Source organism: Muribaculum intestinale (assembly GCF_002201515.1).
Classification (GTDB): domain Bacteria; phylum Bacteroidota; class Bacteroidia; order Bacteroidales; family Muribaculaceae; genus Muribaculum; species Muribaculum intestinale.
The window spans coordinates 605,090-619,329 of sequence record NZ_CP021421.1 but is presented as its reverse complement, the minus strand read 5'-3'; the positions used below and the strand labels follow the sequence as shown (position 1 = coordinate 619,329).

General features: G+C 54.2%; 8 protein-coding genes. 1 reads left to right on the top strand and 7 read right to left on the bottom strand.

Annotated features, from left to right (window positions below):
• Positions 1 to 13: 13 nt before the first annotated feature.
• The 3 genes from ADH68_RS02680 to ADH68_RS02670 form a co-directional block, all read right to left on the bottom strand.
• Positions 14 to 928: an IS982 family transposase gene (locus tag ADH68_RS02680; protein WP_084273912.1), complete on the bottom strand. Its 915-nt coding sequence runs from the start codon at positions 926 to 928 to the stop codon at positions 14 to 16.
• A 402-nt stretch (positions 929 to 1,330) separates the two neighbouring features.
• Entirely contained in the window at positions 1,331 to 1,525 is a 195-nt protein-coding gene (locus ADH68_RS02675; protein ID WP_084273913.1) for a DUF3791 domain-containing protein, read from the bottom strand.
• A gap of 233 nt (positions 1,526 to 1,758) precedes the next feature.
• On the bottom strand, positions 1,759 to 4,029 hold the full coding sequence (locus ADH68_RS02670) for an inorganic phosphate transporter (protein ID WP_068959918.1): 2,271 nt from the start codon (positions 4,027 to 4,029) through the stop codon (positions 1,759 to 1,761).
• A gap of 502 nt (positions 4,030 to 4,531) precedes the next feature.
• On the opposite strand from ADH68_RS02670, the gene msrB reads away from it, so the two are divergent.
• Positions 4,532 to 5,554, top strand: a complete 1,023-nt coding sequence (msrB, locus tag ADH68_RS02665; RefSeq protein WP_232321428.1) for a peptide-methionine (R)-S-oxide reductase MsrB — start codon at positions 4,532 to 4,534, stop codon at positions 5,552 to 5,554.
• A gap of 103 nt (positions 5,555 to 5,657) precedes the next feature.
• Here the strand turns inward: msrB and ADH68_RS02660 are convergent, their stop codons facing one another.
• From ADH68_RS02660 to ADH68_RS02645, 4 genes are all read right to left on the bottom strand, one after another.
• Complete coding sequence (locus ADH68_RS02660) at positions 5,658 to 6,992, bottom strand: NADP-specific glutamate dehydrogenase (RefSeq protein ID WP_068959919.1); 1,335 nt, start codon at positions 6,990 to 6,992, stop codon at positions 5,658 to 5,660.
• 151 nt (positions 6,993 to 7,143) lie between these two features.
• Positions 7,144 to 9,450, bottom strand: a complete 2,307-nt coding sequence (locus ADH68_RS02655; protein WP_394364977.1) for a TonB-dependent receptor — start codon at positions 9,448 to 9,450, stop codon at positions 7,144 to 7,146.
• 183 nt (positions 9,451 to 9,633) lie between these two features.
• Positions 9,634 to 12,612, bottom strand: a complete 2,979-nt coding sequence (locus ADH68_RS02650) for a glycoside hydrolase family 3 N-terminal domain-containing protein (protein ID WP_068959921.1) — start codon at positions 12,610 to 12,612, stop codon at positions 9,634 to 9,636.
• 13 nt (positions 12,613 to 12,625) lie between these two features.
• Positions 12,626 to 14,074, bottom strand: coding sequence for a bifunctional metallophosphatase/5'-nucleotidase (locus tag ADH68_RS02645; RefSeq protein WP_068959922.1), 1,449 nt, complete (start codon positions 14,072 to 14,074; stop codon positions 12,626 to 12,628).
• Between the last annotated feature and the right edge of the window lie 166 nt (positions 14,075 to 14,240).

Genomic DNA, 14,240 nt, shown 5'->3' with positions numbered 1-14,240 from the left:
TCGATGAAAATAATCAAAAGAGAGTCATCTGATTATCATACACGCGTTCTAAGTTTATCCTCGGTTTCTTTGGAAACAGGCAATAAGCCGCTATCCCACCAATGAGATTAACGATGAAATTCGGAAATGAACGGTGTCGCGAGTGTTCTATCTGAGCGATGTTTTTGAGTTGGTCGTTTACAGTTTCGATAATAGCCCGTTTTCTCAGAAGTATTCTGTCATACATTGATCTCAGACCGCCTTTCATGTTGTTTTTCAGTTTTGTGATCAATTGGATTCCGTCAATGAACAGCTTGCAGAACAGGTCTTTGCCGATATAACCTTTGTCACCGACCATCTTGCCGTATATGAACTCGACAAACGACTTCACTTTCAGAGGTTCCCGGTCATCAACATCTCCCGGAGTGATCATGAAGTTGAGAATCTCGCCCTTGTCGTTGCATATCAGATGTAGCTTGAATCCGTAGAACCAACCTAACGAACACTTCCCACGTTGCGCTATTCCTTTGAACACCTTGTGCATGTGTATCCGTTGGTTGCGGCACACACGTAGCAGTGTGCTGTCGACAAAACTAATACCGGTACATTTTCCCAGCAGACATTTCTTTACGAATATCACGAACTGAACGACCACTGATTTCTCCAGCTCCGTGAATCTGTTGTATGAGACTGTTTCGGGGAACAGATGCCTGTATCGCTGACATATCTCGTTCAGATAAAAGTGTTTGAGACATTTATGGTTGGAACTGTGGAACATGATCATGATAACAATGACCTCCGCCTGCGACAGACGGCAATCTCGATGATATTCCCGCTTCCTGTCCGTACGAATCTTCGAAAGACCTCTGCGACGGAGCATCGCATTAAAAACTTTGCAGAATTCATCTGCAATCACGAATATTTCAGTAATTTTGTCTTCGGTGAGCATAGCGATAAGAGTATTTGTTTGAAATTGAGTCCTTTAAATTTAATACTTTTATCGCTAATCACCAATTTCTCATCTAATTAATTTTCGTCGAACTCACGTTGTTTAATAATAAATGTTACCGTCAGGGCGGTCAGTCGGCGAGCAGATTTTCGCTTGTGATGAGGGAATTATGGGGTTCCATAACGACCGAAGAACGGGCGGAAAGATGTCGGCGAATGACCGAAGGAAGGTAATTTGTTTCATATCGTTGATATATTTTTGCATTTACCTTACAAGCAGACAAGAGATTGTATCGGTTATAAAGTTACCTTATGTCTCGTATATCTTGGCCGCTTTTCGCCCTGTATCTCAGTCATGTACATAAAGTACAATCCTTCGACACATGTCGAAAATCGACTCAAGCTATACGACCCTGGCGGAAACATTTATTATTAAACAAGCTCTAAAAGTGTGCAGTACGTCATACGACGGCACAATATAGTCGTACAAAATACCTGACTGTTTAAGCCGTCTGTAAACCTCTCGCTGACTCATCTTAAGCACCTGCGCGAGTTTGCTGATGCAATATGTTACAAATTCAAGAGTTTTGTTGTCCATTGTTCATTACGTCTTGCATCCACTCTCAGCCCATATCGGGCCTCTGCGAGAGACATACGACTACAGAATTATAAAATCTCATTTGATGAGCGGTCATTCAAAATGTTAAATTCGCTGCAAATGAATTGGATACGGATAAAAATAAGTGGGTGTTGAAATATCAGGGCCTCCCATGGCGTGGCATTCTGCTATGGGAGGCCGGAGTATGGCAAGGGTGGGGGATGCGTGCAAGGTCAGGCGGCGCCGACGCGGGCCACGGGGTCGTTGCTGCGGAGCTTGGAGGTGGCGCGGAGTAGTTTGCGGAGGCCCGACATCATTTCCTGCGACTCCTGGAGGGTGTTGAGGTATACGTAGGCTACGGTGAGGTTGCCGGTGGCTCCGTTGCGCAGATGGTCGTATATGCCGTGGCACTCTCTTGAGATGGTGTCCTTGATGAGGTCGCACTCTTTTCGGAGTGAGATTATGGCTTTTACGTCGCCGTTTTCGACGAGGATCTGAGCTTGGGCGAGGGCATTGATGATGCTGTCGCGTATGGGGAGGAATGTCTCGCGGTAGCTTTCGGGCAGGGGTCGGAAATTGTTTTCGACATGCTCTTTGCATACTTCGGTGATGCGTCGCAGGTTGTAGTTCATCGACATGCATGAGTTGTTGGCGAGGTGGAACCATGCGCTTTTCTCAATTGCGGTGTCGGCATCTACGCGGCGTAAGCAGAGGGTCTCTTTGCGTCGCTCGTTTTTGAGCAGTTCTTTCTCCTTGTAGAGCGCTCGGTCGGCGCGTCCGAGGTGTTTTACGTCGTCGCGTATGAAGGCGTCGGTGATGTCGGTGTAGGTCGTGGAGGCAAACTGCAGGAAGTGTTTCTGCTGTGTGGCGATGTATATCTTGAGGAGGTCCCAGGTCTGCTCCTTGTCGTCGGAGCTGAGTATTGCCTGGAACATGGCGTCGCCGCGGTCTTCCTGCTTCTTAGCTTTAAAGCGGAGGTTGCTTCTGATAATCAGGGCGATGGCTACGATGGCTACGAGTATCATGACGGGAGCGCCTCCCCAGTGCATGAGGGCTGCGATGATGGCTGCGCCGATGAATGCAACGGCGGCTGTGATAAACCATCCACCGATTACGGATATCACTCCGGTGATGCGGAACACGGCGCTTTCGCGGCTCCATGCGCGGTCGGATAGCGATGTACCCATGGCTACCATGAATGTGACGAAGGTGGTGGAGAGGGGGAGCTTCATGGAGGTGCCGGCGGCGATAAGCATTCCGGCGAGCATGAGATTGACAGAGCCGCGTATGAGGTCGAACGAGGCACCCTGTTCGGCCTGAGTCCTGGTGGTGTCAAAACGCCGGTCGATCCACATTCTTACCTTGCGCGGTATGTGGCGCTGTGCCCATGAGTGTATCGATATGGATGTGCGCACAATGCGTCGGGCGATTCTTGATGAGCCAAACATTTCGTCGCCTCCGTTCTGACTGCCGAGTCCGATTTCGGTTTTCGATACGTTCTGCGCTTTTTTAGATGTGGCGAGGGAGACTACCATTATTACTCCGGCGCCTATCAGGAAGTATAGCGGAGTGTCGGCGGGACCGTTGAGCGCTCCCATCGTATAGTCGTAGGGGTTGCCGCTGCCGTTGGCCATATAGTCCTGATAGGACGCGAATCCGCTGAGAGGCACGCCGATGAAGTTGACGAGGTCGTTGCCGGCAAATGCCATGGCGAGGGAGAATGTGCCGATGAGCACGACTACTTTCAGCACGTTGACTTTAAGCGCGTGGAGCAGCTGCATAATGAGGGTGCAGGCCACAAAGGAGCATCCGAGTATGGCCGCGGTGTGGTCGTTGATATACTGCCGGGCTTCGGGAGTCATCCACGACATGTCCTTTACCCCTTTGAGGAGCATGAAATATATGATTGCTGTGGTGGCCAAGCCTCCGTATATGCCTATTTTCCATTTCAGGCGGCTTTTGTATTCAAAGGAGAATATGGCGCGGGTGATAAACTGCACAATGGTGCCGAATACGAACGCGATGGCTACCGACAAGAATATTCCGAGTATTACCGACAGGGCTTTCTCGGTGTTGAGGAGATCCATCAGCGACAATGCCGAGTCATCGCCCCACATCTTTATCAGGGCTATCACGAATGCTGCGCCGAGTAGCTCGAACACCATCGACACGGTGGTGGATGTGGGCATGCCCAGAGAGTTGAATATGTCTAGGAGTATGATGTCGGTCACAATCACTGCCATGAATATGCATATGAGGTCGTAGAAGGAGAAGTGTTCGGGCCTGAATATGCCGTGGCGTGCTATGTCCATCATGCCGTTGCTCATGGCGGCTCCTGCAAACACTCCGACTGAGGCTATTATAATGATTGTCTTGAATTTGGCGGCTTTGGCGCCTATAGCTGAGTTGAGAAAATTTACAGCGTCGTTGCTCACTCCCACCGAAAGGTCGAATACGGCAAGGACAAACAGGAAAATGATAATACCTAAAAACAGAATATCCATGATATCTAAGAGCTTGTTTAATAATAAATGTTACCGTCAGGGCGGTCAGTCGGCGAGCAGATTTTCGCTTGTGATGAGGGAGTTATGGGGTTCCATAACGACCGAAGAACAGGCGGAAATATGCCGGCGAATGACCGACTGGAGGTAATTTGTTCCATATTGTTAATATATTTTTACATTTGCTTTAAAGCAGGCAAGAGATTGAATGGTTATAAAGCTACCTTTTGTCTCGTATATCTTGGCCGCTTTTCGCCATGACCCTCAGTCATGTACATAAAGTACACTCCTTCGTCACATGTCGAAAATCGACTCAAGCTATACGACCCTGGCGGCAACATTTATTATTAAACAAGCTCTTAAATTGATGATGCAAATGTCAAGAAAAAAGATGTCATAAATATTACATAAAATTTAATAGATTGTTTAATCTGTTTTAGAACAGATACAACACAAGTCTGCTTTTTGATGTTGTAACTGAAAACCGGGAATAATGAACAACGATATGGATACAAGGAGTAAAAATACATCAGAACTCAGTGGCACAGCAGGAGCGAACCGCGAGAGTATCTGTCTGGCAGGAGGATGTTTCTGGGGAACCCAGCATTTTCTGAAACAGATTGACGGAGTGGTTGCGACCGAGGCCGGATATGCCAACAGCGACGAGCCTGACCCGACCTACCGGGAGGTGTGCAGCGGGCGCACCAATGCTGCGGAAGCGGTGATGGTGACATATGACACGTCGAGGGTGGGACTTGACTTTATATTGCGGCTGTTTTTCATGACTATTGACCCGACATCGGTCAACCGGCAGGGTAATGACCACGGCACTCAGTACCGCACGGGGATTTACTATACCTCGCCCGGGCAGGTCGAGGTTATCGACTCGGCTGTAGGGCGGTTGGCTGAGGAGTACGACCGGCCGATTGCCGTGGAGGTGATGCCGCTGCGTAATTTCTATCCTGCGGAGGATTATCATCAGGATTATCTCGACAAGAATCCGGGTGGGTACTGTCATATCGACCCGCGTCTGTTTGAGGTGGCACGCGACAGCAGCCGGAATGCGGCGCACGGGGCCGAGAGTAGCCGCTGGAAGAGACCGTCGGACGATGAACTGAGACGCCGGCTTACGGATATCCAGTATGATGTGACGCAGAACAACGGTACCGAGCCGCCGTTTACCAACGATTACTGGAATGAGCGTCGCGAGGGGATATATGTCGACGTGACGACAGGGGAGCCTCTGTTTGCGTCGAGCGACAAGTTCAGCGCGGGATGCGGGTGGCCGAGTTTCTCGCGTCCGATTCCTGGGGCGTCGATAGTGGAGAGGAGCGACCACACTCATGGTATGGTGCGCACCGAGGTGCGCAGCTATGCCGGCAACGCGCATCTGGGCCATGTGTTCAACGACGGTCCGCGCGCATCTGGAGGTCTGCGCTATTGCATAAACAGTGCGGCCCTACGTTTTATACCTGTCGAGGATATGGATGCGCTCGGCTATGGCGACTATCTGCCGTATGTGAAGTGACTCAAGTGCTTAAATAAAACGGGCGCAGCATCGGAAATTTCCGATGCTGCGCTTTGTTTATGCAGGTTGGGTATATTTTCCTGTAAGTATGTGGTGACGGGTATCAGATGATGCCCTGGGCCATCATGGCGCGAGCTACCTTCATGAATCCGGCAACATTGGCACCCTTCACATAGTTGGTGAATCCGTCCTCTTCCTTGCCGTACTTCTGACACTGCTCGTGGATATTCTTCATGATGCCTTTGAGCTTCTCGTCGACCTCTTCGGAGCTCCATGACAGTTTCTGGGAGTTCTGTGCCATTTCCAGACCGCTTACCGACACGCCGCCGGCGTTGGCAGCCTTGCCGGGAGCGTAGAGTATCTTTGCGTTGAGGAATTCCTTGATTGCATCGGGAGTCGAGGGCATGTTGGCGCCTTCGCTTACGGCAATCACTCCGTTGGCGAGGAGGGTGCGTGCGTCGTCGCCGTCAAGCTCGTTCTGTGTGGCTGAAGGCATGGCGATATCGCACTTGTAGCCCCAGGGACGTCCGCCCTCTACGTATTCGCAGCCGAACTCTTCGGCGAACTCGCGTATGCGGCCACGGTATTCGTTTTTGAGCTTGAAGATGTAATCGAGCTGTTCTTTGGTGATGCCTTCGGGCACGTAGATGCATCCGTCGGAGTCGCTCATGGTGATTACCTTGGCGCCGAGCTCGAGGAGCTTCTTGGCTGTGTATGTGGCGACATTGCCTGAGCCTGAGATGGCTACAACCTTGTCCTTGATGTCGATGCCGCGTGTGGCGAGCATGTTGAGCAGGAAGTATACGTTGCCGTAGCCGGTAGCCTCGGGACGGATGAGTGAGCCGCCGAATTCGAGACCTTTGCCGGTGAATGTGCCGGTGAATTCGCGGGCCATCTTCTTGTACATGCCGTACATGTAGCCTACCTCGCGGCCGCCTACGCCTATGTCGCCGGCGGGGACGTCGGTGTCGGGACCGATGTGGCGCCAGAGCTCGGCGATGAATGCCTGGCAGAAGCGCATCACTTCCATGTCGCTCTTGCCGCGGGGAGAGAAGTCGGAGCCGCCTTTGCCGCCGCCCATAGCGAGGGTGGTGAGTGAGTTCTTAAAAGTCTGTTCGAAAGCGAGGAACTTCAGAATCGACTGGTTGACAGAGGAGTGGAAACGGATACCTCCCTTGTACGGGCCAATGGCGTTGTTGTGCTGGATACGATAGCCCATGTTGTTCTGTACCTTGCCCTTGTCGTCGACCCAGGATACGCGGAACGAGAATATGCGGTCGGGAATGCAGAGGCGCTCGATAAGGTTGTAGCGCTCAAATTCGGGATGTTTGTTGTACTCATCCTCGATAGTGGTTATCACTTCTTCCACGGCCTGCAGGTATTCCGGCTCGTTGGGGAATCTGCGCTGGAGATCCGCTAACACTTCGGTTGCTTTCATACTTAAACTTTCTTTGAAGTAAATTCGGTGAATCTTTTAGTTTTCTTTTCGGCAAATTTACAACAAAATGCCGACATCCTACAAATGTTTAAAGCAAAAATATCGAAAATTATGATTTTTTGCCGCAAAATGTATTGTCGGGGGTCCTCTCTTAGATGCCTAAAGACACGCCAAAGTTGATGCAGCGGGGAAGCATCGGGCCGTACATGTAGCCGGAGTCGCGGAGTGGACCGCGGTCAAAGTCGTTCTGATAGGAGTTGAATATGTTGCTGACACCTGCCGACACGTCGAGGTTGACACGGTTGTAAAGACGGAAGGTGTAGGTGAATTTGAGCGATGCGTCGAAAAATGACTCGGTGCGTACGGCGAGATCCACGTCGGTGCCTGAGCCTGCGAGGTGCTGCACGAGCATCGGTCCGGTGCCTGTGCCGGTAAGACTTGCCTTTAGCGAATGGGTTATCTCCCAGTTGGCGGTGAAGTAGCCGTAGATGTCGGGGGTGCGGAACATTTTCTTTTCGGCGGCCACTTCGGGATTGTCGCTCCATTGCTCGGGCTGCTTGTAGCGGCTGCGTTGCAGTGTGATGCCTCCCTGCATGTCGAAGTGGCTTGAGAAGAATGCTTTAGCCTCGATGTTGAGACCCATCACTCTTGCACCGGAGCCGTTGTATCGTTCAAGCACGGCGTTGCCGGCCTCGTCGGCTTCGTCGAGCTGGCGCAGGGCAAACACGTCGCGCAGGTCGGTGAAGAATCCTTCGACAAGAAGATTGGTCTGCACGTTGCCGAACCGGTGGTAGAGGTCGGCCGATAGGCTTACGCTCTGCGAGCTCTCCTGCTTGAGTCCGGGAGCAAGCACTGTGACCACACGCTCGCCGCCTACGATGGCTACATGGAAATCCTCGTCGTAGGCCTGGGGGGAGCGGAATCCGGTTGAATATGAGGCTCGGAAATTGAGATTGTCCGACGGGTTGAAGCGGACGTTGGCTCGTGGAGAAATCACGGGGTTGTCAATCATCGAGTGTTTGTCGACGCGTGCTCCCACGAGGAATCCCCATTTTTCGTTTTTCCATTCGTTCTGGAGATATCCGCTGTAGATGTTCACGTTCTGCACGATGTCGTGGTTGTAGCCTACGGTTACGTCGTGCAGGCGATTGTAGGAGTATTCGAGGCCGGCTACCAGCTCGGAGGGCATGAACAGGAACCGGTCGATGGGGTGGGTCCATTGTGTGCCGGCGGTGACGACAATGTCGGATGTGCGTCCGTAGGCGTTGGGGTCCATCTCGGAGCCGTAGTAGCTCTGGCGGCGAGTGTTCTGAGTGGCGGCGAATACCGACAGATGGTCGCGGCGGTCGCGCAGCCAGAGGTCGAAATTGGCTTCGCCGGCATGGATATTATGGTCGACCTGCTCGGCTATCATCGCCATATGGGCCGGCTGGTCGAGTTGGTCGCCTCCGCGTCGGTATTCATGTGTGTTGTGGTATTCGAGAGTGAGCTTCGAGTCGTCGGTAGTGCGCAGGAATGTGCGGGCTCCGAGTGTCTGTGTCTTCAGCTGTGCCACTTCGGTGAATCCGTCGTCGTCGTGGTCGTATCCGTCGCGATAGCGGCTCTGGCCATAAATGAATATTCCGGCCTTGTTGTTGTCGGTCACTACAGAGGCGTTGACGGTAGTGTTGTTGTCCATAGCGCCCGAGGGGCCAATCGAAGTGAGAGTATGAGCTACTCTGGCCGAGTTGGACAGGGGGTCCTTGGTAATGATATTTATTGTGCCACCTACGGCCGACGAGCCGAAGAGGGCCGAGCCTCCGCCGCGCATCACCTCGACCCGCTCAATCATGTTGGCCGGTATCTGCTCCAGGCCGTATACTCCGGTGAGGGCTGAGAATACCGGACGAGAGTTCATCAGTATCTGTGAATAATGTCCGTCGAGGCCGTTGATTCTTACTTGGGTGAATCCGCAGTTCTGGCAGTCGTTTTCCACTCTGACTCCGGGCTGGAAGTCGAGTCCGTCGGCAAGAGAGCATGCTCCTACATTGAGGAATGTGTTGCCCGAGAGCACGTTGACGAGCGATGCGCTTTCGCGACGGCGTGTTTCGGTTTTTGAGGATGTCACCACCACCTGGTCGAGCATGAATGCGTCAGGCTCGATTTCGAAGTTCAGTTCTACTGTCTGGTGAGATTTTACGCTTGTGCTCTTTTTCAGGTTGCTATATCCCATGTAGGATACTTCGAGGGTGTAGTCGCCGGGACGCAGGTCGCGGAATACATAGTGGCCCGAAGCATCGGTCATGGTGGCCAGGTTAGACCCGAGAATCTTTACGATACATCCCGTGATGTGTTCTCCATTTTCTTTGTCGATAACATGTCCGCCAATGTTGGCGTCGGTAGGAGTGTTGGCTGCATTTACGCTTGCAGAGATTGCCGCCAATATAACGGCGGCAATCAGAGTAAGTGTCCTGTGAATCATATTGGCTATTTGTTAATTGAAGTCAGGAAGACTACTGTTGAAAAACGCCGCAAAATTACAAATAAGCCAATCTATGCGCAATACCTTATTATAGTGATTGTCGAGAAAAAAGAGGGCTTGGTATAATCTGTTTTTGGTATATCTTTGGTATTCAGTAATTACTGAATTGTAATTACAGGTTCAGTGGCGGAGGGAGGAGAGGATTGCGGAGAAGAGGGCGGGGCGGATGTCGAGGTCGGTCCAGGCGGAGTTGTCGCGGGAGGGGTTGATGCGGTTGGCGAGGAAGATGAAAATAAGGTTGCGGGAGGGGTCGATCCACATGCATGTGCCTGTGAAACCGAGGTGTCCTATGGTGGAGGGATGTGCCTCGGGCGCGGTGGGTGAGGAGTCGGGATTTTTTGTGTCGGGCGCGTCGAATCCGAGACCGCGGCGCGATATGTCGCTGCGTGCGGTGATGAATTCGCTGACGGTGGGGGCGGATATCAGCCGTTCGCCGCCGTATGTGCCTCCGTTGAGCCACATCTGAGCGAGTTTGGCAAGGTCGCCGGCGGTTGAGAACAGGCCGGCATTGCCCTGTACGCCTCCGCTGTAGGAGGCGAGCTCATCGTGGACGTAACCTCGCAGAGTGGCTTTTCTGAGCCAGCGGTCGTGTTCGGTGGCGGCGATTTCCGATGGCTTGAACCGTTGAAGCGGTCGGTATGTGGTGCGCCATGCACCGAGCGGGGCGAATATCTCCCTGTCGACCCATTGCTCGTGGGGCACGCCTGTGGCTCTCTGTTCGGCATCCATAAGCAGAGCGAAGTTGAGGTCGGAATAGCGGTAAGAGTTGTCGCGTAGCTTTACATTGTAGATGCGGTTCATCAGGGTGTCGCGAGTGGCGGGGCCTACCCACAGCGATGGTGCTATCTGCCATGGGGTCGAGGGTGATGCGGCATGTGACGTTATGTCGGAGCGGAGGCGGGCTGTGCGGTTGGCGTAGGCTCGTCGTGCGATTTTTATGGTGTTGTCGCGAGTGGGGCGTGCGCTCACGAGGCGTCCGGTGTATGAGGCAGTGTCGGTGACTACTGCGGCACTGACTATGCCGGCCGGGAATCCGCTTTCGTGGAATAGCATCCGGCGTAGAGTGATATCCTTTTTGTCGGGTTGCCGCAGGCCGGGTATGTAGCGCGAGGCGGGAGCCGAGATGTCGAGCAGTTTTTCGTCGGCGGCTTTCATGACACCCGGGAGTGTGCCGGCAATCTTGCTTACGGATGCGAGGTCGTAGAGTGTAGAGTCGGCGCTTACGCGTCGGGTATGGCCCGAGTCGGTGTATCCGTATGCTTTTTCAAGCACAATGTCGCCATCTTTGGCAACGAGAAGCACTCCACCGGGGAATGCACCTGTGCGCACTCCGAGGCGCATGAGCGAGTCGGTGGCCTTGGCGAGAGCCGGGGTGAATCCGCGGTCTTCGGGGGTGGTGTAGCCCAGTCGGGTCTTGACGAGACCGATGCCCGTGCCGACAGGTGCCACTCCCTTTATGGTGACGGGGAGGGTGGCGTTGACACGTATGCCTCCGAACAGAGCCTGTGCGGCATATTCCTGCGAGAGGCGGGTGTTTTCGCCGCACAGGATTACCGAGCGGCTGTCGAGCGGCGCGAAGCGCGCTACCTTGTAGTGGCCGGTAAGGAACACCTCAATCAGATTGGTGGCTCCCTTGAGTTTTGACAGTGCGGCGCGGCATGCGGCATTGTCGTCGTATACGGCGGCTATAACCACGTCGTGAGAAAGTATCTTGCCGAGTGTGGCGGCGGTGATGCCACTTTCACCGGCCGAAGAGTAGACATCGACCTTGGCATAGCGTGCGCAGAACTGCGAGAAGGTATTGTGGGCGGGGGCACCGATGTTGACCACCGCGATGCTTGTGGTGTCGAGACGGTGGAGCGGGAGGAGTCCGTCGGCATTGTCAAGGCATATTATAGACGCGGCGGTGAGGCGGCGGCGCATATTCTCCGACTCCGGGCCGTTCATCTTTTCCTTCAGTCCGGCGGGAGAGGGGGATGGTCTTTTCGAAAGTCCGAGGGCGTATTTCCAGCGCAGTACGGTGCGGCACCGATTGTCGATAAGCGATTCCGACAGGCGTCCGGTTTTTACGGCCTCGAGTATAGCCGCCATCGCAGTGCGTATCGATGCCGGCTCGACAAGCATGTCGGCACCGGCGAGCAGCGCTCCCACGCAGTTGTCGCCGCCACCCGGGGGTATCGCACCCTTCATGGCGAGTCCGTCGGTGAACACCAGTCCCTCAAAGCCGAGGCGATTGCGGAGCAGTCCCTCCGTAATGGGCTGCGACATAGACGAGGCCGTACCGCTGTTGTCGAGCGCGGGGACATTCAGATGGCCTACCATCACTCCGCCGAATCCGTTGGCTACGTAGTCGGCAAACGGGCGCAGGTCGACATCGCGCAGAGTTTCGGCAGAGTGGTCGACGACAGGGAGCGCCTTGTGGCTGTCGGTGCCGGTGTCGCCGTGGCCCGGGAAATGCTTGGCTACGGAGAGCACTCCTCCCGCTTCGAGCCCGCGCGAGTAGGCCGAGCCGAGGCGGCTTACACGTTCGGGATTCTCGCCGAACGAGCGGCGTCCGATTACCGGATTGTCGGGCCGCGAGTTTACGTCGAGCACCGGAGCAAACACGGCCTGCACGCCAAGCAGCCGGCATTGGCGCGCTACCTCGCGGCCATAGTCGTAGAGGAGGGTGTCGTTGTCGATGCCGCCGAGTGTCATGTTGTAGGGGAAGCGCTCGGCATCCTTCAGGCGCATTGCCGGGCCCCACTCGCCGTCGAGCGTGACGAGAAGCGGCACGGGCGATACCGACTGAGCGTAGTCGATCAGTGCGGCGTGTTGCGCGGTGGTGCCGCCGCTTATCAGTATTCCACCGATGCCATAGCGGTCAATGTCGGTCTTTACGACATTTTTTGCCGCGGGCAGCGAGCGCGGGTCGAGCATGGGGATGAACAGCTGACCTATGCGGTGTCGCAGGTCGAGAATAAGCATCACGCTGTCGACCCATGCCTCGCGGGCCTTCTCCTGCGACGGGGCAAGCATGGCCGGACGCACGGCACCGGCTGCCGCAGGGAGTAAAAGCAGAACGGCGAGGAGCCATCCGGCAAGATTTCTGAATGTCATATCAAACAGTTTTTTACATTCGCGGGGCGGCGCTTTTATACTTTATCGATTTGCCATGGCGCGACTCAATGCGTTCCATCAGGATTTCGTCGAGTTTTCCTTCAGAGCGGTAGAGTTGCGTTGCGTGGGTAAGCGGTTCCATATAGTCGCCGCCATTTGCGAGATAGTCGATGGTGGCGAGCATGTAGGTGCGCCCGGGGTCGATGTTGCGCCAGTCGAATCCGTCGCTCACTCCGTCGCCTCCGCGTCCTTTCATTACCTTGAATGCATTGATGAGGTCGCTACCTTTGATTTCGAGCAATACGAGATGGTTGTCGAACGGGAGCATTGTCATTATCTCCTCTTTTGTGACGGGGCCTTTCGGGAGGCCTCGGCGTATGCCACCCTTGTTTACAATCGAGAGGTCGACGTCGAAGTGTACCATACCGCGGGCTGCGGCGAGCATTTCGTCGGCCACCCAGTTGAGCAGGATGTCGCTTCCGGCGGGCATATCCTGCGAGAGGTTGCCGATGCGGGTTTTCTTCAGAGTGTCGATGCCGTTGCGGTATGGGGCTATGATGGCTTCGAGCGAGGAGTCGGCGCGCGCGTCGAGCCGACTGTCGACCGGAATGAGGCGCGAACGGGCCTGCATAGTCGATAGGTCGAGGGTGATTTCGCCAAGTTCGCGTCCCCGGCTACCGGTCTGGGCAATCAGGACGGTGTCTCCTACTGCATTTGGCACACGGAATGCAGGGGCGTCGGGTGCATCGGGATCGATGAGCGTGTGGCTGTGGCCGCCGATTATGATGTCGATGCCTTCGGTAGCTGCGGCCACCTCGAGGTCGGAGGGTGTGTTGTCGGTGCTCTTGTCGTAGCCGATATGGCTCACCGCCACCACGGCATCGACATGCTCTACATTGCTCAGATACCATGCCAGGGCGTTTGCTGCTTTTATGGCGTCGAGATAACGGAGTCCGACGGTGTTGTGTGCGGCAATCATACCCTCGGGATTGAGGTTGAGGGCTATTATTCCGATTTTTTTGCCATCGTATTCCTTTATGGCATATGGTTTGAAGACAGAGTCGAGCGGGGTGCCGCGAAAGTCGTAGTTGGATGAGAGGCGCTGTGCGTTGAGCTGTCGCCATTGTGCGGCGAGGCGTTCCATGCCGTTGTCAAACTCGTGGTTGCCGAGTATCTGTATGTCGTAGCCGAGCTCGTTCATCAGACGGCGCTCCACCTCTCCGTCGTAGAGTGTAAAATATAGGGTTCCCTGTACGGCATCGCCGGCGTCGACCAGGAGTACGTTGGGCTGTGAGGCTCTTACGCTGTCGATCAGTACTTTGCGGCGCACTATGCCTCCTAGCCCTTTGTCGTCGGGGTCGATGGCGCTGTGGGTGTCGTTGGTATGCAGTATGACCAGGTTGCCGGCGACTGATGCCAGGGCAGTGAGCGAGATTGCAATTGATGTTATCAGTCGTTTCATTAGCGGGAAAATTTAAGCAAGCAATTGTATGCTCCCCCTGCAGTCGTGGTGACGGCAGGGGGAGTTACAAAAAAGAGGACCGCCATGAGCTGAATTGCTCCCCGAGGCGGTCCTGCAAGCTGTGATTCGGGATTATAAGTAACTGTTTTTACTTACGTAAAAGGTG

What these genes read in the sequence shown, in the direction of transcription:
- msrB (WP_232321428.1), top strand. Translation starts at nt 4,532, where the DNA reads ATGGATACAAGGAGTAAAAATACATCAGAACTCAGTGGCACAGCAGGA.
- ADH68_RS02650 (WP_068959921.1), bottom strand. Translation starts at nt 12,612, where the DNA reads ATGACATTCAGAAATCTTGCCGGATGGCTCCTCGCCGTTCTGCTTTTA.
- ADH68_RS02670 (WP_068959918.1), bottom strand. Translation starts at nt 4,029, where the DNA reads ATGGATATTCTGTTTTTAGGTATTATCATTTTCCTGTTTGTCCTTGCC.
- ADH68_RS02645 (WP_068959922.1), bottom strand. Translation starts at nt 14,074, where the DNA reads ATGAAACGACTGATAACATCAATTGCAATCTCGCTCACTGCCCTGGCA.
- ADH68_RS02660 (WP_068959919.1), bottom strand. Translation starts at nt 6,992, where the DNA reads ATGAAAGCAACCGAAGTGTTAGCGGATCTCCAGCGCAGATTCCCCAAC.
- ADH68_RS02675 (WP_084273913.1), bottom strand. Translation starts at nt 1,525, where the DNA reads ATGGACAACAAAACTCTTGAATTTGTAACATATTGCATCAGCAAACTC.
- ADH68_RS02680 (WP_084273912.1), bottom strand. Translation starts at nt 928, where the DNA reads ATGCTCACCGAAGACAAAATTACTGAAATATTCGTGATTGCAGATGAA.